This is a genomic window from Runella sp. MFBS21, from assembly GCF_029433105.1.
In the GTDB taxonomy this organism is placed as follows: Bacteria; Bacteroidota; Bacteroidia; order Cytophagales; family Spirosomataceae; genus Runella.
The window spans coordinates 67,659-87,700 of sequence record NZ_JARNTW010000005.1 but is presented as its reverse complement, the minus strand read 5'-3'; the positions used below and the strand labels follow the sequence as shown (position 1 = coordinate 87,700).

15 protein-coding genes are annotated in these 20,042 nt (G+C 42.7%); 7 read left to right on the top strand and 8 right to left on the bottom strand.

Going from position 1 to position 20,042, the window contains the following annotated elements; translation table 11 throughout:
* Positions 1–217: 217 nt before the first annotated feature.
* The 3 genes from P1X15_RS13290 (at position 218) to P1X15_RS13280 (ending at position 2,964) form a co-directional block, all read left to right on the top strand.
* Complete coding sequence (locus P1X15_RS13290; protein WP_277338617.1) at positions 218–1,231, top strand: aldo/keto reductase; 1,014 nt, start codon at positions 218–220, stop codon at positions 1,229–1,231.
* A 61-nt stretch (positions 1,232–1,292) separates the two neighbouring features.
* Entirely contained in the window at positions 1,293–2,477 is a 1,185-nt protein-coding gene (locus P1X15_RS13285; protein ID WP_277338616.1) for a PQQ-dependent sugar dehydrogenase, read from the top strand.
* A gap of 85 nt (positions 2,478–2,562) precedes the next feature.
* Positions 2,563–2,964, top strand: a complete 402-nt coding sequence (locus P1X15_RS13280; RefSeq protein WP_277338615.1) for a cytochrome c — start codon at positions 2,563–2,565, stop codon at positions 2,962–2,964.
* A 424-nt stretch (positions 2,965–3,388) separates the two neighbouring features.
* On the opposite strand, the gene P1X15_RS13275 is transcribed toward P1X15_RS13280, so the two are convergent.
* The 5 genes from P1X15_RS13275 to P1X15_RS13255 form a co-directional block, all read right to left on the bottom strand.
* Positions 3,389–4,480: an aminotransferase class V-fold PLP-dependent enzyme gene (locus tag P1X15_RS13275; protein WP_277338614.1), complete on the bottom strand. Its 1,092-nt coding sequence runs from the start codon at positions 4,478–4,480 to the stop codon at positions 3,389–3,391.
* A gap of 25 nt (positions 4,481–4,505) precedes the next feature.
* Positions 4,506–4,922, bottom strand: coding sequence for a type II 3-dehydroquinate dehydratase (aroQ, locus tag P1X15_RS13270; RefSeq protein ID WP_277338613.1), 417 nt, complete (start codon positions 4,920–4,922; stop codon positions 4,506–4,508).
* A gap of 137 nt (positions 4,923–5,059) precedes the next feature.
* A complete protein-coding gene (locus P1X15_RS13265) occupies positions 5,060–5,758 on the bottom strand; it encodes a DsbA family oxidoreductase (RefSeq protein WP_277338612.1) in 699 nt (232 codons plus the stop codon).
* A 27-nt stretch (positions 5,759–5,785) separates the two neighbouring features.
* Positions 5,786–7,465, bottom strand: coding sequence for a S8 family serine peptidase (locus P1X15_RS13260; protein WP_277338611.1), 1,680 nt, complete (start codon positions 7,463–7,465; stop codon positions 5,786–5,788).
* A 128-nt stretch (positions 7,466–7,593) separates the two neighbouring features.
* A complete protein-coding gene (locus P1X15_RS13255) occupies positions 7,594–8,328 on the bottom strand; it encodes a hypothetical protein (protein WP_277338610.1) in 735 nt (244 codons plus the stop codon).
* A 400-nt stretch (positions 8,329–8,728) separates the two neighbouring features.
* Between P1X15_RS13255 and P1X15_RS13250 the strand changes: the two genes are divergently transcribed.
* The 3 genes from P1X15_RS13250 (at position 8,729) to P1X15_RS13240 (ending at position 13,969) form a co-directional block, all read left to right on the top strand.
* Positions 8,729–10,912: a peptidase domain-containing ABC transporter gene (locus tag P1X15_RS13250; RefSeq protein ID WP_277338609.1), complete on the top strand. Its 2,184-nt coding sequence runs from the start codon at positions 8,729–8,731 to the stop codon at positions 10,910–10,912.
* Between the two features lie 150 nt (positions 10,913–11,062).
* Positions 11,063–12,433, top strand: coding sequence for an HlyD family secretion protein (locus P1X15_RS13245; RefSeq protein WP_277338608.1), 1,371 nt, complete (start codon positions 11,063–11,065; stop codon positions 12,431–12,433).
* A 126-nt stretch (positions 12,434–12,559) separates the two neighbouring features.
* Positions 12,560–13,969, top strand: coding sequence for a TolC family protein (locus P1X15_RS13240; RefSeq protein WP_277338607.1), 1,410 nt, complete (start codon positions 12,560–12,562; stop codon positions 13,967–13,969).
* 2 nt (positions 13,970–13,971) lie between these two features.
* Here the strand turns inward: P1X15_RS13240 and P1X15_RS13235 are convergent, their stop codons facing one another.
* On the bottom strand, positions 13,972–16,713 hold the full coding sequence (locus P1X15_RS13235) for an outer membrane protein assembly factor (protein ID WP_277338606.1): 2,742 nt from the start codon (positions 16,711–16,713) through the stop codon (positions 13,972–13,974).
* A 35-nt stretch (positions 16,714–16,748) separates the two neighbouring features.
* Here P1X15_RS13235 and P1X15_RS13230 point away from each other — a divergent pair, with 35 nt between their 5' ends.
* Positions 16,749–17,498, top strand: a complete 750-nt coding sequence (locus tag P1X15_RS13230; RefSeq protein ID WP_277338605.1) for an RNA methyltransferase — start codon at positions 16,749–16,751, stop codon at positions 17,496–17,498.
* 17 nt (positions 17,499–17,515) lie between these two features.
* On the opposite strand, the gene P1X15_RS13225 is transcribed toward P1X15_RS13230, so the two are convergent.
* Complete coding sequence (locus P1X15_RS13225; RefSeq protein ID WP_277338604.1) at positions 17,516–17,953, bottom strand: hypothetical protein; 438 nt, start codon at positions 17,951–17,953, stop codon at positions 17,516–17,518.
* A gap of 5 nt (positions 17,954–17,958) precedes the next feature.
* The coding region (locus P1X15_RS13220; RefSeq protein ID WP_277338603.1) for a fibronectin type III domain-containing protein at positions 17,959–20,042 on the bottom strand (2,084 nt) is incomplete at its 5' end.

Below are 20,042 nucleotides of genomic sequence, written 5' to 3'. Positions count from 1 at the left end.
AGTACCAGAAAACCTTCCTCAATGTTCGTAATATTTCATTGATAAAACTGACCTTTTACCCAGCAAATGCTGGGTTTTTGCTTAAAAAAGCAACTTTTTGTATGCACTTGTAAACTCAATTGCATCCCAAAGGGTTAATAAAAATAATCATACCTTATTAGTAGTAATTATGTAGGAATACCTCCGTAATTACGCTAGTCATCAATCAATATCATTTATGCGATACCGAAACATTACCCTTTCATCACAAAAAACAGAAGAAACACTTAAATTATCGATCGTCACCTTTGGAGCTTGGGCAGCAGGTGGCTGGATGTGGGGCGGCACCGAGCGTAAAGACGCCGTAGACGCCATCCGCCAATCACACGATGTAGGCGTCACCTCAATCGACACCGCTCCTATTTATGGACAAGGCACCAGTGAAGAAATCGTGGGAGAGGCTATCAAAGATATTCCGCGAGACAAAGTCCAAATTCTAACCAAATTTGGGATGCGTTGGGATTTGGCAAAAGGAGATTTTGCGATGCACAGCAAAAACAACAACGGCCAAGCAATCGACATCTACAAATATGCCAGCAAAGAAAGTATCATCCAAGAGTGCGAAAATAGTTTAAGAAGATTAGGAACTGATTACATAGATTTGTACCAAATTCACTGGCCCGATAGCACCACGCCCATTGGCGAATCAATGGAAGCCGTGGCGCAGCTCATCGAACAAGGTAAAGTAAGGTTTGCAGGCGTCTGTAATTACAACGCCCAGCAAATGCAAGAAGCGGAGCAATACGTGTCTTTGGTTTCAAATCAAGTCCCTTATAGTATGGTCAAACGAGATATAGAAACCGAAACGGTATCTTACTGCCTCGAAAATAAAAAGGCTATTTTGGCATACAGCCCTTTAGAACGTGGTTTGTTAACGGGCAAAATGAAACCAGGCCATACTTTTAGTCCCGATGACCACCGTGCCAACTTGCACTTTTTTAAGGATATAAACCTAGATAGGGTGAATGCTTTCTTGAAAAAAATCACTCCCCTAGCCCATGACAAAAACGTATCGCTGGGTCAGCTTGTACTTCGATGGACAGTAGAGCAGCCAGGCATTACTATCGCGCTCGTAGGTGCCCGCAATGCCAAACAGGCCCTACAAAATGCAGCTGCAATGAACATCAAACTCAATGAAACTGAAATAAATTTTATCACTGGGCATTTAAACCAATTAGAATTGGTTAAATAAGGGAGATGTTCTACCTTTTTATCTTTTATTAAACTAACAACTCATTTGTTTTTCGTTTTTTATGAAAAAAAACACTTTTTCCTTCAAAAAAAGCCTTCCAGTTTTGGCAGGGGGCCTACTGCTAACGGGGTCGATGGCGCTAATGAGCCATTCTACATCGACTCCCACCGAAACCAAATCCGCAAAGAAAATCACCGAAGCAGACCTCAAAGTCGAAACCGTAGTAGAAGGGTTGGAAATGCCGTGGGCTACTGCGTTTTTGCCTAACGGCGACTTGCTCGTCACTGAGCGCGTGGGCAAATTGCGCTTGGTAAAAAATGGCAAACTTGACCCGCAAGAAATCAGCGGCTTGCCTTCTATCCTTTACAAAGGCCAAGGAGGTTTGCTCGACGTAGCTCTGCATCCTGATTACAAAAATAACGGATGGATTTACATCAGCTACGCCTCGCCCAAAGCCGACGGCGAAGAAGGTGACGACGGTGGTGCAAACACGGCCTTACTACGTGCCAAACTAAAAGACCATGCTCTTACAGACGTACAGGTAATTTTTAAGGCTATCCCCAATGTAAAAGCCAATGTACACTTTGGCGGACGGATTGTGTTTGACAAAAAAGGCTACGTGTTTTTATCGCTTGGTGAGCGCGGCCAAAAAGAAAACTCCCAAAACCTGAGCAAAGACCAAGGAAAAGTAGTGCGCTTACACGAAGACGGCAAAATCCCAAGCGACAATCCTTTCGTCAAAACCGCGGGGGCGCGTCCTGAAATTTGGACATATGGTCACCGCAATCCCCAAGGAATGACCATTCACCCCACTACGGGCGTAATATGGGAGCATGAGCACGGCCCTCAAGGTGGAGATGAGCTCAACATCATTCAGCCTGGCAAAAATTATGGTTGGCCGTCGATTACTTTTGGTATCGACTACGACAATAGCATCATCTCCAAAGATACTGCACGCACGGGCATGGAGCAGCCGGTAGTTTACTGGAAACCGTCTATTGCTCCTTGCGGAATGACTTTTGTAACGAGCAACAAATTCAAAGAATGGAATGGTGACTTGCTCGTAGGTTCGTTGAAATTTATGTACCTCCAACACCTCGTCGTGAAAGGCAACAAAGTAGTAAGCCGCGAAATCCTTTTTGATAAGCTTGGACGCGTAAGAGATGTACGCCAAGGCCCCGACGGTAATATTTATGTGGTATTAGAAAACTCTGGTAAAATCGTCAAAATTAGCCCTAAGGCCTAAACATTTTTATGTAAAACAATGCGGGTTCATCTCATCCATGACCCGCATTGTTATTTTTATAGCCTCCCCAAAACATTACAATTGCATGAAAATCATTTTGTTTTTATCTCTCACGCTAGGAGTTTGCAGCGCTTTTTTACCAGACGATGAATTGACCAAAAGCATTGCACGAGGTAAGGATATTTATGCCGAAAACTGCGTGACTTGCCATATGGGCGCGGGCGAAGGCGTAGCGGGAACTTTTCCACCCCTTGCCAAATCGGATTATCTTCTCAAAACTCCCGAAAAGGCCCTAAAAGCCATCAAGTTTGGACAACAAGGCAAGATTGTAGTCAACGGAGTGACCTATGAAGGCATGATGCCCAATCCAGGTTTAGACAATGAAGAGATTGCGGATGTGATGAATTACATCCAAAATTCATTTGGCAACTCCAGCAAGACCGTTGTCACCGCCAAAATAGTAGAAACTATCAAGCAAAAAGAATAAATCTCCAACCTTGGCAGCACTCCGCGCAACGCAGGCAGGGTTTTGAACCTGCCTGTGTTTCATGCCCGCATTTCAATTTCTCCCAGCAAAAATAGTAGAAGCGATCAAGCAAAAAGAATAAACTTCCAACCTTGGCAGCACTCCGCGCAACGTAGGCAGGGTTTCGAACCCTGCCTGCGTTTCATGCCCGCATTTCAATTTCTCCCAGCAAAAATGGTAGAAACTATCAAGCAAAAAGAATAAACCTCCAACCTTGGCAGCACTCCGCGCAACGCAGGCAGGGTTTTGAACCTGCCTGCGTTTCACGCCCGCATTTCAATTTCTCCCAGCAAAAATGGTAGAAACTATCAAGCAAAAAGAATAAAACTCCAGCCTTGGCAGCATTCCGCGCAACGCAGGCAGGGTTTTGAACCCTGCCTGCGTTTCAATTTTCTCTCAAAAAATCTTTCAACTTTTCGATTTCCCAATCTTCTAAAGCAGGGAAATTAGCTATTCTGAAAGTTGTATTTTTCCATTCTCCATAGCCATTACCAAGTGTAATTCCTGCTTTTTTAGCGTCGCTTTTGATGCATTGAATTTGGGAAGGGTCGCCTTTGATAGCAATTACAGTATCTGAACGAGTATTTGGATTTTGGACTAAGGGCGTCCATTTGGTTTCGTTTTCAATAAATGAATACCACTCTCTCGCTCGCTGCTCAACGATCACACTTACCTCTGCAATAGGAGGCAATTGCTGCAATACCCTCATCAAGAGATAAATCCCTAAAGTATTAGGCGTATAATGCGTTTGGTATTTTTCGAAGTTTTCGTGGATAAACAATAGGCTATTGTAACGCAAAATATCGTTTACTTTTTGGGCTTTGGCAAGGGCTTTGGGCGAGCATACCATTATCCCCAAACCCGGTGGTAGACCGAGGCATTTTTGCACGGAAGCAAACCACACATCTCCCAATTGCCAATCAAAATGGGATCCCCCCAACGACGATGTTGCATCAATGGCCACCAAAGCGGGCGTTAGTTCACGAATTTGACGCAAATCTTCCATTCGGATTTGGGTACCGTTGGAAGTCTCACTGTGCGTAAGGCACAGTACTTCATACTCTGCAAGTCTCTGACGGTTGAAATCGACCCTTGCGTCATCTTTCTCATACTCAAACAAATGATAGGGTAATGTATGCTCAATAGCAAACAATGAACCCGATGTTTGCGGAACGATATGGGTAGCGTAGCTAAACCATTTCTTACCAAATGCCCCATTATAATGATGTGCACTATGATGAGAAGTAAGCGACTGCGCGATGATTTCCCATGCCTCCGTAGCCGATGAAACCAAATAAATCGAGTAATCGACAGGGATATTGAGCTTTAGGTGCAACAGGCGTATCGTTTCGCGCAGTACTTCCATAAATCCTTCACTGCGGTGATTCATGCTCAAAATACCCGTTTGAAAAGCATCTTGCAAATAACCCTCTACTTGGGGGTAGATTTTGGAGGGGCCGGGGTAAAAGGTAATCATGGCTTTACAAATCAAAAATAAACGACTATAAAAAATAACGAACGGCTAGCTCGTAGCCTTTTAACCCCAACCCTACAATCACTCCTTTGACACGACTACTCAAAAAACTATGGTGGCGAAAAGACTCACGAGCGTGTACGTTGGAAATATGCACTTCTACGGCAGGGGTAGTTACTGCCGAGAGTGCATCGGCAATCGCTACCGAGGTATGTGTATACGCGCCAGCATTGAGGACGATACCGTCAAAACTAAAACCTACTTCGTGGATTTTATCAATCATCGCGCCCTCATGATTGGACTGAAAATAATGAAGTTCTACCTCAGGAAAAACGCTTTGGAGCGTTTGGAAATAGTCTTCGAATGTTTGGCTACCGTAAATAGTAGGTTCACGTTTACCCAATAGATTGAGATTGGGACCATTAAGGATAAGAATTTTTTTCACCAGTGTCGGGGGTTTAAATTTTGGGCGCAATATTACAACCTTCTGGCTTTATTTCCTCCCTTGTTTTAGAAGAACATTCATAATAAAATGTGCTTTTGGAGATGTAAAACCAAAAGCACATTTTTCAAAAATAAAACTTAACAAATACCCGTTTCCACATCGCAAGCTTCTCCTTGGGCAGGGGCTTGCATAGGGGCTTTGGCAGCAATTTCTGGCAACGCCTCCAAAAACAAATCGGTAGGCTGTGCTCCCGAAATAGCGTACTTATCATTGATGATATAATACGGCACTCCGCTGATTCCCATGAGACGATTTTGGTATAAAAGCTGATCTATTTCGGCAGTTCCAGCATCAGATTGCAATATCGCCTGCACATCTACGGCTAATAAACCCACGCTTTCGGCAAGGCGGATTACTTCTTGGTCGTCAGCAAGATTAACGCTGTCTTCAAAATATGCCTTAAACAGTGCTTCTACTAGCTCCAACTGTTTCCCCTGCTGCTGAGCAAACAATACAACTCGGTGCAAGCGATGGGTGTTGGGAGCGACTTGTTGATTTTCCAAATCAAAGTTTAATCCTTCGCCAGCGGCAACTCCTGATACTTGACGTAAAAGCTGATAATACCGCTCCTCACTGCCAAATTTTGCCACCAATTTTTCCTTGTTGCTTTCTCCTTCTACGGGAGTTTCGGGGGCAAGTTGAAAAGGCAAATATTGAATATCAAAAGTGTATTTGTCTTTCAATTGCTCCACAGCTTTTTCTAAGCGACGCTTTCCAATGTAGCACCAAGGACATACCACATCCGACACGACGTCTATTTTGAGATAAGGTTTCATTTCGATGATGAGTAAAAAGTTTCTGTATCACTTTATTACTTTCAAAACCCTTTCTCGCTGGTTATCGTTCATTTTTAGGAAATAGCTCCCCGAAGGCAATCCAGGCAATGACAATTTGGTTTCAGCCTCAATTGCGTGAAAAGCTTGACGAAGAAAAACCTTACCTGATACATCCACCAATTGAATCTCTACTTTTTTGTTCTTAAACTCTTGCCCCCAATACACGGTCAAGGTCGACGAAACCCCTATGGGATTAGGATATATATAGGCCTGGGGTTGAAAATAACCCTCGCCTCCCGCACTCATAATAGGGTATCGGCTGCGAGCTACATTGGTAGCTGCCTCAAATGTAGGAATGCCATACCCATACCGAGGAGAAGGTGACGAATACCGATCTCCCGCTCGTCTGATACAATCAATCACCTGAACTGCTGTAAGAGCGGGCTGTGATTGCCAAAAAGCTGCCACTAGTCCAGCTACCAAAGGGGAAGAATAAGAAGTACCATTGCCAGCGGTGATGGTACCAGAAAAACTTGAATACACCGTAAGTTGTCCTTGGGCGCAGACATCGGGCTTTACGCGCCCGTCGGCGGTAGGTCCCCATGAGCTAAAAGCAGTAATGACTTTTTGACTGCTAACCGCACCAATCGCCAACACCGAATCAGCATCTGCCGGAGCAGAAATATACTTCCAAGGAGCATCTCCGTCGTTGCCTGCAGCTACCACCACTAGCATTCCGGTGGCTGCGGCCCAATTGGCCGCTCGGGTGATAAGCGCGGTTTTGCCGTCCATTTGGGAGTATAGATAATCGTCTGCGGGATTGTCAAAACCCCAACTATAACCTAAGGAAGTATTGATTATATCCACGCCTAAACTATCGGCGTATTCGGCGGCAAAGAGCCAGTTGGCTTCTTCGAGACGGGTTTCAGTAGCAGCATCTTCAGTGCGAAGCAACACATATGAAGCACCGTAGGCAGGGCCTATCAAACCTCCTTCCTGAAAACCAGCCATGATTGTAAACACATTGTGTCCGTGAGAATCATCTTCATAGACACTGGTTTCATTTTTTACAAAATCATAAGTGCTGACAACCCTTTTCTCATCAAAAATATTCTTAAGGGCGGGGTTTGTATTTGAATTGCGAAAACCTCCGTCAAAAATTCCGATCAACATACCCGCGCCATTATAATTTTGGTCGTGCATTTTATCGACACCCAGCATCTGAATTTGATTTTGGGAAGCGCCATAACTTAACGCCTCCGTCCCAAACTTCCGTTGGGGAGCTTGTAGCTGACTTTCGGCGGATACACGTGCATTGGCAAGAGCACGGTTAAATTCCAAACCTCTTACAAAAGATAAATTCCTAACACTTGCTAGTTGTGTAGTGGTAGCCTCTATCAGTACGGCATTGAGCCAGCGCGAACTATACCAAACTTTGGCTCCGGTTTGACGGATTTGGGCAATATAGGTAGGATTTACGGGTAAATCTCTGGAGGTCAACTTAATACCTTGCCTTGTACGCCGCTCAATAGCACGTGTACTCAAAAAATCACTCGGTTTGTCAATCGAAAAAGGTGAGCTATTTTTATCTTTTAACAATACCAAATATTTTGCGTTTTGAGCGTATACCTCAAATCCCCCCACCCATACCAAAACTAATAATACCCCTAACCTCATACTTTTTCCTAATTTCTCTTTAGCTTTCATTCATTTTGGTATTGAAATATATAACTAGCTACTCATTACAATGTTTGAAAGGTAATTTAAAAATTTTTTCTGATTGTTAACCACTTACTCCATTTTCAAATTACCAAATTATTTAATTAACAACCTACTTATTCTTTTCCGGCATTTTTATATTTGATATACTGACGATTACCAAAGTCAATTTGGGCTTTTCCGACACAAGCAGCCGACGAAGAGCAAAACTGCAAATTGATACGTTCACGATACACAAGCCCCACTCCAACGGCATATACTTCTAAGCGTTTGTCTTGGTTGACCAGCGTAGAATCATTTTGCTGAATTACTGTAGCAGTTTGTGCAAACGACTGTTGACCTACTTTAAAATCTTTTCCAACATTCTTCAGCTCATAATTATCTTCTCCAACGCTATTGTAAATATTACCATTCCAAACCAGTTTTTCAGTTGGCGGAAATACCATCTTTACGTACTCATTCCCATTTTCGTTGCGAATCGCCTGGTCAGCTAGCAGTCTGACCGTGATAGTGGAATCGGGCTGCCAACGCTGTCCTTCTACTCCTCTACGATAGCGTTCGATGCGGTATGCTTCGCGGCCGCTTGGGTCTTGGTATTTTTCGGCGATTAGTTCTTTTATTTGGTATTGCTGAGTAGATTTAGGCCGACCCAAATTAAACTCTTCTTCATAAACATCATATTCTATATATCTTCCCACTTCTAAGGGAAAAAACGTTTTGCCGTCGATTGCATTATTACAATTATCACACTTGGGGGTGCATCCTTTACATAGTGCTATAAAGAAAACAATCTGTATAATACGATTAAAAAATATTACTTTTCCACCAAACTTAAGATTTATAGTTTTCATTCAACTTACTTTTATCAAAAAACTGTTTATAATCTGTTTCTTATATCAAATTAGAATCCGATTAGAATCAAAAAAACTCGGAACAAATATAAGTCAGAAAAGCTTTTTATGTTGATGCAAATAGTCAACAAACTAGTTGGTAACGTCATTTTTATGAATATTAAACTTAAAAATAACATTGTGAATGCACCCGTGAAACGATAAACCCGCTATAATTACAAACCTATATTGCATACTGTAGGCTATATTATCGCTTATTATTGGCTTTAACAAACATATAATTATAGGTATAGTACACACATGTCATGCCAATCAAACGTATGTTTAATAAACAATTAAAGCTTAAACCTGTTATCATAAAACGTATAGAGGTAAGGTACCCCTTAAATCACAATTATCAATGAATTCTCAATACATTTTACAGATTGTAGAACAACTTGCCTTTGCTACTGGACAACCCATGGTAGCGAGCAAAAATAAAGCATCCTTACTCGAACACTCCACTGATTACAAGACTTCTGATATTCATCTATTTATTGAAGATTTGAGTAAATCAGCGAAACTACATGACCTCACTATCGTAGTCAACAATATCCCCAAAGAACAATTCAAAGACTTTATCAATGCCTCTCCTCATCCTATTTTGTACTTTGAGTGTAATTCGCAGGGGCTTACGCCCATGATAGTGGGGCGGAATTTCAAAGAAAAAAAAATCGAGTGGTCGCCTGTTCTTACCAAAGAAAACATGGAGGTAAAACAGCCGCTTTTATTTGAAAATCAAGCAGATGAGTCTATCAATGGGCAGGTATTGTATGTAACGGCCTTTCCGATGCAGCCCCTTGTAAGTGAAGACACCACCCTTCATCAAGCAGAGAAAGAACCTCTTACGCCTGTTCAACGTCTGGTACGCCTCCTACGCAATGAGCGCAAAGACATTGGTTATATCTACTTTTATGCCGTTGTGGTAGGGCTTATCAGCTTAGTTTTACCACTTGGGGTACAAGCCATTTTTAGCTTAGTTTCGAGTGGGTCGGTGTTTAGTTCGGTCTATGTATTGATGGGCTTAGTAGTAGTGGGATTGGTGGGAAGCGGAGTGATGCAGATTATCCAAATTTCGCTCGTTGAAACACTACAGCAACGGATTTTTGCGAAAGCGGCTTTTGAGTTTACCTACCGCGTGCCTCGCCTCAAATATGAAGGACTCCACCACGACAACCCCACCGAGCTTATGAACCGTTTTTTTGATGTATTGACGGTTCAAAAATCACTCCCTAAATTTTTGATTGAGCTTAGTGCAGCACTACTACAAATCATATTTGGGTTGTTGTTGCTGTCTTTTTATCACCCTTTCTTTATTGCATTTACCTTTATCATTTTTGCTTTTTTCTTGGCTATTGTGCGTATCAATGGTAAAAAAGGGTTAGAAACTAGCATCAAAGAATCTAAATACAAATACCGGGTGGTAGCTTGGCTCGAAGGCATGGCGAGTGCTTTGTTTTCTTTCAAAACAGCAGGCACTACTAATCTTCCTATCCAACGTATGGATGGACTGGTGAGCAATTATCTTACTTACCGCACCAAACACTTTCGTATTTTAGAGGGATTCTATTACTATGCCCTGTTTTTCAAAGCATTGGTGATTGGAGGGTTGCTGATCTTAGGAACCTATTTGTTGGTCAATCGTCAAATCTCTCTTGGTCAGTTTGTGGCTTCCGAAATCGTCATTGTGTTGTTGACGGGTGCTGTCGAAAAGCTTTTTTTGAGCATTGATGTAGTATTTGATCTGCTTACTTCTGTCGACAAATTAGGGTACGTAAGTGATTTACCGCTTGAAAAAGAGAGTGGTTATAAATTTACTCCTGACTCAAATAGTAAAGGTTTATCCCTAAAAACACGAGATTTGACTTATTACTATACCGAAAGTACCAAAGCAGCTTTTAAGAACATCAACATAGATCTTAAAGAAGGCGAGCGAGTCTGCTTAACAGGGCAGAATGGCTCCGGCAAACATACGCTCCTCAAAGTTTTATCGGGTGGCCTGACCACCTACGACGGTAGTATTATTTACAATGGTATCTCATTGCGCGATTTAGACATGCCTTCACTGCGTTCTTATATCAGCATGAATTTTCCTAACCAAGAAATTTTTGACGGTACCATACTCGAAAATCTAACCATGGGACGCAGTGGCATCACCCTCCAAGACGTACAAGCTGCGCTCGAAAACGTAAACTTAACCGACGAAATTGCCAATCTACCCGAAGGGCTCAGCACTCCTATAATTTCGGGAGGCAAGAGGTTTTCGCTTAGTTTTGTTACCAAAATTGCCTTGGCGCGATGTCTACTTATCAAACCTAAACTTATGTTTTATACGGATGCCTTACGCGACATCGAACGCAACGAGCGCCTCCGTATCATCGACCTTCTGACAGCCCCCGAAAATCCTTGGACGTTGGTAGTATTGTCAAACGACCCCGCTTTTATGGGTGCTTGCGATCGGGTAATTGTCATGGAAGAAGGTACAATCATTGCGAACGGTCCCTACAAAACAGTATTAAAAGAAGTGGCTAAGCTCGAAAACTAACCGTACATGGCTCTATGTTTTTGGTCACTAAAGACACAAAAAATATTTCTCAAAATCATAGAACATCCCTTTTTTATTAGACGAGTTTAGGTACAATAAGACCCTTAACAATTTTCAAATTCGCACATTTTCAAATTTGCACATTTACTTATGCTTAACTTATCAAAACAAAGAGTCAATGTGAAAGCCATAGAAGAAGAAGTGAACTCTTTACACACCCTCCACTCCCACAAAACTGCCCGCGTGGTATATCGCTGGATACTTGGCATCGTAGGCGCACTGCTGCTAGTAATGTTTTTGCCTTGGCAGCAAAATATCCAAGGGAAAGGCTACGTCACGGCTCTTACCCCACAAGACCGCCCCCAAAATGTCCAAAATGCCGTAGCGGGTCAAATCCGCCATTGGAATGTGCGCGAAGGAGATTTTGTAAAGGAAGGAGATACGCTTCTTATTATATCTGAAATCAAGGATGAATATTTTGATCCCCAAGTCTTGCTACGTACCCAAGAACAAATCCAAGCCAAAATGGACGGAATAAAGGCGTACAAAGCCAAAATTGAAGCCTCAGACAATCAGATTGCGGCACTCCGACAAGCGCTTCAATTTAGTTTAGAGAAAACCCGAAACAAGCTTATTCAAGCCCAACAAAAAGTAAGAATTGATAGCGCAGATTTTGTAGCCCTCAATCGTGGCCTCGAAATTACGAAAGAACGACTTGACCGTGGCGAAGTAATGTACAAAGACGGTACTATCTCGCTGGTAGATTTGGAATCTCGTCGAGTCAAATTTCAAGAAGACCAAGCCAAAGTGATTTCCCAAAATCAAAAGCTGGGCATATCACGTAATGAACTCATCAATGCCCGTATCGAACTTAGCTCTGTACAGGCTGATTATCAAAAAGAAATCGCCAAGGCACTGTCTGACCGTAGCTCGGCGCTGTCGAGTTTGGCAGAGGGCGAATCTGAGCTATCAAAGCTCCAAAACAAATACGAAAATATCCGAATCCGGCGTGATCAATACGTAGTTAGGGCACCACAAAGCGGCTACATTGTAAAATCTCTCAAAGCGGGGATTGGCGAAACTATCAAAGAAGGAGAGTCAATTGTAACGCTCCAACCTCAAACCCCTGATTTGGCGGTCGAACTTTACGTAAAAGCAATGGACTTGTCGCTCATTGCACCGGGCCGTCACGTCCGATTAGAGTTTGACGGTTGGCCTGCTTTGCAGTTTTCAGGTTGGCCTGGCACTGCCGTAGGTACTTTTGGTGGTACGGTTGCCATCATCGACCGTGTAAATAGTAAAAACGGCGAATATCGTTTACTTATCAAACCAGACCACCGAGGCAATGAAAATGAAAAATGGCCCGAACAATTGCGGATTGGGTCGGGGGTTAATGGGTTTGTGATGCTCAAAGATGTACCTATTTGGTGGGAAATATGGCGTCAGTTGAATGGCTTCCCGCCTGATTATCTCAACGGCATCCTTCCTCAAGAAGAAGAAACTAAAGATAGTAAAAAATAACAATCAATAGACTGTTGGGAATTGCCATCCATCAAACTAACAGTATCCAGGGTATGGATTGCTCACTAAAGACAGGGCAATGGCCAAAGAAGGTATTTCCCCGTCTTTTATTTCATTCTAAAAGTTATGAAATATATCGTTTTTATATGCCTTTTTTTTGTTCAGCAAGGGTTTAGTCAATCTGATACGGCCAAGGTTTTTTCTTACCAAGACTTTTATGACTTGGTAAGCCGCCATCACCCTATATTCAAACAAGCCAATACCCTTTCTGACCAAGCAAAAGCCGAATTGTTGATGGCTAGAGGTGGCTTTGACCCCAAACTAGATGTAAATTTTGACCGTAAATTTTTTGACAATAAAGCCTATTTTAATTTCTGGGACAATCAGCTCAAAGTGCCTGTTTACTGGGCAAATATGGATGTCAAAGCGGGATTTGAACGAAACGTAGGAGATGTACTAGGAACCGACATTCGTACTCCGATTGACGGCCTTAGTTATGTAGGTGTTACGATGTCAGTCTTGCAGCGTTTTTCGATTGACGAAAGGCGTGCTACGCTACAAAACGCTCGTATTTTCCAAAACATTGCTGAAGCAGAACGTGTCAAAATGGTCAACAAACTGGTTTTATCAGCTGCCAAAGATTATTGGAATTGGTATTTTGCGTACCAAAATTATTTATTGCTTAAAGACTTTTATAACTTAGCTGAGCAGCGTTTTGACTTGGTTCTGAAAAGAGTAGCGCAAGGGGACCTACCAGCCATAGATACCTCAGACGCACAAGTTACGCTTTTGGACCGGCGTGTCATGCTTGAGCAAGCCACTGTCGATTTCCAAAATGCCCGCTTGATTTTATCTAATTATCTTTGGGATGCTGATGGCACTCCTCGTGAATTGCCTACCAATGCCACCCCTCAAGTTGCTCCCGCCCAACTTGTCACGCCAGAGGTATTGTCAAGCTTACTTGAACAAGCCCGACAAAAACATCCCGATATCCAAAAACTGGATTTAAAAGGGCAGCAATTACGAGTAGATGAGCGTTTGGGACGCGAAATGCTCAAGCCAAAACTTGATATTGGGCTATCGTCTCTCAATTATATGCACCGCTACATGACAGGACTCGAAATCCCTAAAACGGGTCCTTTTCCCCCATTTTACAAGCTCAATGTAGACTTTTCGATGCCACTTCTTTTTCGAAAAGAGAGAGGAAAATTGCAAACTGTCCAAATTAAGCAACTTCAAAACAATCTCGAATTACAACAACTAAGACGAGAAATCAACAACGAAATTCAGACCTCTTACAATGAAGTCAAAAACCTTGAGCTTCAGATAAGAGAGCAGCAGTTGGCTATTGTGCGTCAAACCCAAGTCTTACGTGCCGAAGAGCAGCGCTTTAGCATTGGTGAAAGTCAATTGTTTTTGGTAAACCAAAGAGAAACCAAACTCAACGAACTGAAGGTCAAACTAGAGTCCATGAAATCCAAATATGAAAAAGCCAAAGCTACTCTGCTTTTTGCAGCCGGTAGCAGCGAATGGTAGCCTCAAAATGGATATCCAATTCCAATGTTGAGAACAGGATAATTGGGACTAGAGCGACGAAAAGAAAACTTGGGTAATAGGTATCGTTCGTCGATAACTGTTGTTTCTCCATTTTGTTCTTTGATTGTAAACCGACGACTCGGGTCGTATACTTTTATCCCTAAATCGAGGCGAAATATAAAATACGACATGTCGTAGCGAAGACCAAATCCTGTACCTACCGCAAATTCTTTGTAAAACCGATTGAAGTTAAAGACTCCATTCAAAATGTTTTGGCTAGGAGTGGTGGTATTGTCGAGGCGTAGCCTCCATACATTTCCTACATCCAAAAAAACCGCATAATTGATATCTCCTACAAAACGAAACAAATGTCCTCTTAGCTCCAAATTGGCTTCCATCAAAACATCTCCTAACTGCTCAAAACGGTATTCGTAAGCACCATATTGGGTCACTCCAGGGCGAAGTGTAGGTAGTTCATCGTCCCTAAAAATAGGGCTACCCGTCTGTAAATCAACATTTGGGTAAGCTGTCCCCAGCCCCAAACGCCTTGGCAACCAAGCTCTTAAACTATTACTCCCACCACCTGTTAGGGATTTTTCGTAAGGAGCTACCCGTCTAGTATTATAGTTATAAATCAATCCAGTATTGACTCTTGCCACCAATGTACTCTTAGGACCTAACGGGCGATAGCTACGATATTCGGCATGGCCTTTCAAAAACTTATACAATTCAAATCCTTGCAAACCGAGCGGAAGTCGTTGCTGCTTTAGTAAATTCAGGGAAGTACCGCCAGATTCGGCAAACAACCGTAAATAATGAGCTTTACGATTTTGCCCAATCAGATTGTTGTTGAAGACATACGACAAACTTATACTTGAAATAACCGCTGGCTCGAAACTAAACTTCAGGGGGTTTCCGGCTTGTAAATACAATGAATCGAGCTGTTGGGCAAAGCTCCTACTTTGACGACTTTGGAGTATGCTAAAATCAACTGCCGTAAAGCTAAAATATTCAAATTCACTACGTTTCCAATTGTAACGCAAACTTGCTTGAAACCCGCTCCGAATAAAATCAGGATCGGACCCCAAAAAGTCACGGTTGGTGTAGTTATAACCCAAACTGACAATGGTGCGGGGAGTGCGTCGATTGAGCGCAGTAGCCAATTTCCCCGGAAATAAAATACGAGGAAAAATCAAAGCCGTGTTTACCCCAGTTTCGAAGGTACGAACCAATTGGGCATTGTTGTTGCTCAAACCAAAATTGGCATCCAAAGCGCCCCGTAAGGTTACCTCAAAGTTTTCGAGGCTACCAAAAATGTTTCGTACCCTAAACGTGCCATTCAAAAAAGGGCCGGGTAGATTTTGAACCACATTGACACCTCCTTCACCCGTCACTTGATATTTGTCAAAAGGAAACATCCGAATCAAAGTGCGGATTTGTCCTGCAATGGTATCGGTTTCGATATTTACAAACCGGAATTGATCCAATAAACTAAGCTGCCGGGAGGTTTCATCCCAGTCTTGCTTTCGGTACAAGGCCGCCGGTCGAATGAATACCTTACTATCAATAACTCGCGGCGAATAAAAACGGTTTTGGGGAAAAGAATACGATATACCTCGATAAGACAAAGTATCACGATTATTGGAAGGAGCATCCCCTGGCAACCCCTCTATTCTCACCCCTACATTTTGGAAATGATACCGCGTATGATTGTCTTGATTTCGGGGATAATTTACTTGTAATCCTTTGATATCTACCAAATGCGCTCTGCCCCTGTAGGAGGAATCCACTACGCTCGTATCCACTATAAAACCGCCTTTTCTCTTCCCTAAGCTATTTTGTAATGGACGTAAGTAGTTACGGTCAAATCCAAAATAGCCATTGTTGCGCATCAAAATCTCAATACGCTCTACTTCACTGACTACGTCACTATATCTAAAATTACGGCCTGATTTGAGAAACGAGCTAATCCGCGTATTTTTCAGGAGGCTATCAATATCAGTATCAGTGTGGGTCAAAATATCTACATTGCGGAGTACATGAGGCAAGCCTTCTTGCACCACATAAGTAGTTTTGATGCGTCCCAAAATAGTATCAGTCACGTAGCTTACTGAGGCGTCACGATAACCTTCGTTGACCAAATATCCCTTGATTTTGGTGGCATTAAGCTGGGCGTTTTTTTCAGAAAAATAAACGGGAGGCTCTCCAAATGTTCGCATCCACCAGTTTCCACCTTCTATTCGAGCAGCATATTTGTTGGAAATACGCGTATATCTTCGACGTAGTTTCGAAAGTTTACTCGGCTCATTGGCATACAACTCAAACTGCGTTTCGTAATATCTCGTAAGCGAATCTAGTCGTTTGCGCTGCGTCTCACGGTCGTATCTTTTCTCCAATCCTTGATAAATCCAAAGAGATAACGTAGCACCCGGAATCCCCAAAAACTTTTTGTTGGAGCGTTCGGGCAAGAGCGTTTCTAAAGCCGTTGTCTTTACGGAAGAATTTCCTCTAAAAATCTGATTACCAAGCAAATACTCTCCTTTTTTTAAGTTACTTTTAGGAACACATCCTCCCAAAAAAATCAAGAAGAATATCCATATCCATGCTTTTTGGCAAGAAGCTATTGAAGCCAATACGCACGCTTTTTCATCTTGATAAGTATCTTTGTGAATTGAAGGCAACGCCCCCTGCCACTGCCAGTGGCTTACTTTTTTTGTGATACCTTCAATGACGCTATTGCTCATTCACTATTACTTTTGAAAATTATTGTTTTGTCCCAATGCTATCTAAAAATCAATCGAAATATCTAAACTCACTTCAACAAAAAAAATATCGCCAAGAATATGGTCATTTTTTGGTAGAAGGAGGCAAAAGTGTGCTAGAACTCTTAGACGCTGATTTTCAAATAGAAACAATATTTGTTACTGACAAATTTTACAAAGAAAACACCCAAAAATTAGAGAAACAACCTTTTAGGCTGGAAATCGCAACCGCCGACGAGCTTGCCAAGGCGGGTAGCCTCCAATCCAACGACACCGCCATTGCCGTTGTAAAAACGAAACCCAATGATTTTTTGTATGCTGATACCAGCGAATATGTGCTCATTTTGGACGACATTCGCGATCCGGGCAATCTTGGCACCATCATCCGTATTGCCGATTGGTATGGTATTACCAAAATCGTCTGCTCAATCACTACTACCGACTGGTACAACCCCAAGGTGATTGCCGCAAGCAAAGGCTCATTCACGCGCGTGAGAGGCTATTATACAGAACTAGAAGATTATCTTGAAAATATAAAAAGTACCGAATCTAAGATTTACGGTACTTTTTTGGAGGGGGAGACTATTTACAAAACCACTTTTGGGCAAACAGGCTACATCGTCATGGGCAATGAATCGAATGGTATTAGCCCACAAGTAGAAAAGTACATTACCCACAAAATCACCATTCCACGCTTCGGAGGTGCTGAGTCGCTCAACGTAGGCATCGCCACGGCGATTGTCTTGGACAATTGGCGGAGGGGGTAATTCTCTAATATTCTTATTTATTCAGGAATTAAAACATATCTATTTATGGTCTCCCCTGTTTTCGGATTAGGAGCTGTATTCAGCAAAATCAATCTTCCAATTTTCATTTCTTCCACTTTAAAAACAAAATTACCTGCATAAGGCGCAGGATTTAGTTGATTTAATGTAAGCAGTGAATTGGAAGCCGAATAATTCCATTTTCCTTCGAATGTTTCCCCGGTATATTCTGTAATTCGGACTGATTTAGCGTTAGGCAAAAACTCCAAACGAAATCTTGAATATCCAGGTATAATATTATTTGTAGCCCCCAATGTATACACAATCGTACTCCCTTCTTTAACTTGTTCCGCTTTAAAGATACCTCTAAAAATTTCTTCGTCTGGTCGTACATTGCCTTTTCTACATCCTCCCAAAACAACAATAATCAACAGGTTTAAAATTGCAATTCGTTTCATAAAGCTTATTGTTTATAAATTTTAATAGATGCTGAGGCAAATTCGTCCTTTATTCTCATCAAGTATATTCCTGAAGGCAAATCTGAGATATCAAAAGATAATTTATTTGGAGAAATCCATTCTTTTACTTGATTCCCAACCATCCCAACTATCTCTACTGATACAATGAGGCCTTTTAGTCCCTCTATGGTTATATAATCTACGCAAGGATTAGGATATGCTCTCACCACACTTTTCATTGGTACGGATATACTACTTATCAAAGGAGCCACTGTTTCAAGAACGTTAGAATAGTTCGAAAATAAAGTATTTCTAACAGCCCGCACTTTATAGTAATACTTCTGACCCGACCGAACAGGTTTATCAACATATTCGGTTGTATTAGGGACAATATCACTTTTAACTATGTTCCAATTGACGCCGTCTTGTGATCTGACCAGTTCATATCCTGTTTCATCAACGGCATTATCATTCCACTCCAAACCAATTTGGTTAACTGTGATTGTTGATTTTAATCTCAAATTAGTTGGAGCAGCGAGAACGGTCACGGGCGGAGCTTGCGTACTAGCATCTGCCATATTGGACCAATCCGATACCCCCGCACTGTTTTTGGACCTGACTCGGTAATAATACTTCGTCGAGGCCGACAAACCCGTATTTTGAAACATAACTACACCTGCACCTAAGGATGTCAAGCCACTAAAATTAATACCGTCAGTGCTGCGCTCAAGGTCAAAGCCCGTTTCATTGTCGGAATTGTCAGTCCATTTCAAGTCGATTTGACTACTGCTCACTGCCGTTGCCGTCAAACCTGTGGCCGCTTTGGGAACGGTCACGGGTGGGGCTTGCGTGCTAGCATCGGCCATATTGGACCAATCCGAAACACCAGCACTGTTTTTGGACCTGACTCGGTAATAATACTTCGTCGAGGCCGACAAACCCGTATTTTGAAACGTAACTACACCTGCGCCTAAGGATGTCAAGCCACTAAAGTTAATACCGTCAGTGCTGCGCTCAAGGTCAAAGCCCGTTTCATTGTCGGAATTGTCAGTCCATTTCAAGTCGATTTGACTACTGCTCACTGCCGTCGCTGTCAGACCTGTGGCCGCTTTGGGAACGGTCACGGGTGGGGCTTGCGTGCTAGCATCGGCCATATTGGACCAATCCGAAACACCAGCACTGTTTTTGGACCTGACTCGGTAATAATACTTCGTCGAGGCCGACAAACCCGTATTTTGAAACGTAACTACACCTGCGCCTAAGGATGTCAAGCCACTAAAGTTAATACCGTCAGTGCTGCGCTCAAGGTCAAAGCCCGTTTCATTGTCGGAATTGTCAGTCCATTTCAAGTCGATTTGACTACTGCTCACCGCCGTTGCCGTCAAACCTGTGGCCGCTTTGGGAACGGTCACGGGTGGGGCTTGCGTACTAGCATCTGCCATATTGGACCAATCCGATACCCCCGCGCTGTTTTTGGACCTGACTCGGTAATAATACTTCGTCGAAGCCGATAAACCCGTATTTTGAAACATAACTACACCTGCGCCTAAGGAACTCAATCCACTAAAATTACTGCCGTCAATGCTGCGCTCAAGGTCAAAACCCGTTTCATTGTCTGAATTGTCAGTCCATTTCAAATCGATTTGACTACTGCTCACCGCCGTTGCCGTCAAACCTGTGGCCGCTTTGGGAACGGTCACGGGCGGCGATTGCGTGCTAGCATCTGCCATATTGGACCAATCCGATACCCCCGCGCTGTTTTTGGACCTGACTCGGTAATAATACTTCGTCGAGGCCGACAAACCCGTATTTTGAAACATAACTACACCTGCGCCTAAGGATGTCAAGCCACTAAAATTACTGCCGTCAGTGCTGCGCTCAAGGTCAAAACCCGTTTCATTGTCTGAATTGTCAGTCCATTTCAAGTCGATTTGACTACTGCTCACTGCCGTCGCTGTCAGACCTGTGGCCGCTTTGGGAACGGTCACGGGCGGCGATTGCGTGCTAGCATCTGCCATATTGGACCAATCCGATACCCCCGCGCTGTTTTTGGACCTGACTCGGTAATAATACTTCGTCGAGGCCGACA

Excerpts from the sequence above, each read along its gene's own strand:
- P1X15_RS13275 (WP_277338614.1), bottom strand. The coding sequence starts at position 4,480 with ATGATTACCTTTTACCCCGGCCCCTCCAAAATCTACCCCCAAGTAGAG.
- P1X15_RS13255 (WP_277338610.1), bottom strand. The coding sequence starts at position 8,328 with ATGAAAACTATAAATCTTAAGTTTGGTGGAAAAGTAATATTTTTTAAT.
- P1X15_RS13260 (WP_277338611.1), bottom strand. The coding sequence starts at position 7,465 with ATGAAAGCTAAAGAGAAATTAGGAAAAAGTATGAGGTTAGGGGTATTA.
- P1X15_RS13235 (WP_277338606.1), bottom strand. The coding sequence starts at position 16,713 with ATGAGCAATAGCGTCATTGAAGGTATCACAAAAAAAGTAAGCCACTGG.
- P1X15_RS13230 (WP_277338605.1), top strand. The coding sequence starts at position 16,749 with ATGCTATCTAAAAATCAATCGAAATATCTAAACTCACTTCAACAAAAA.
- P1X15_RS13240 (WP_277338607.1), top strand. The coding sequence starts at position 12,560 with ATGAAATATATCGTTTTTATATGCCTTTTTTTTGTTCAGCAAGGGTTT.
- P1X15_RS13250 (WP_277338609.1), top strand. The coding sequence starts at position 8,729 with ATGAATTCTCAATACATTTTACAGATTGTAGAACAACTTGCCTTTGCT.
- P1X15_RS13225 (WP_277338604.1), bottom strand. The coding sequence starts at position 17,953 with ATGAAACGAATTGCAATTTTAAACCTGTTGATTATTGTTGTTTTGGGA.
- P1X15_RS13285 (WP_277338616.1), top strand. The coding sequence starts at position 1,293 with ATGAAAAAAAACACTTTTTCCTTCAAAAAAAGCCTTCCAGTTTTGGCA.
- P1X15_RS13290 (WP_277338617.1), top strand. The coding sequence starts at position 218 with ATGCGATACCGAAACATTACCCTTTCATCACAAAAAACAGAAGAAACA.
- P1X15_RS13245 (WP_277338608.1), top strand. The coding sequence starts at position 11,063 with ATGCTTAACTTATCAAAACAAAGAGTCAATGTGAAAGCCATAGAAGAA.
- P1X15_RS13265 (WP_277338612.1), bottom strand. The coding sequence starts at position 5,758 with ATGAAACCTTATCTCAAAATAGACGTCGTGTCGGATGTGGTATGTCCT.
- P1X15_RS13280 (WP_277338615.1), top strand. The coding sequence starts at position 2,563 with ATGAAAATCATTTTGTTTTTATCTCTCACGCTAGGAGTTTGCAGCGCT.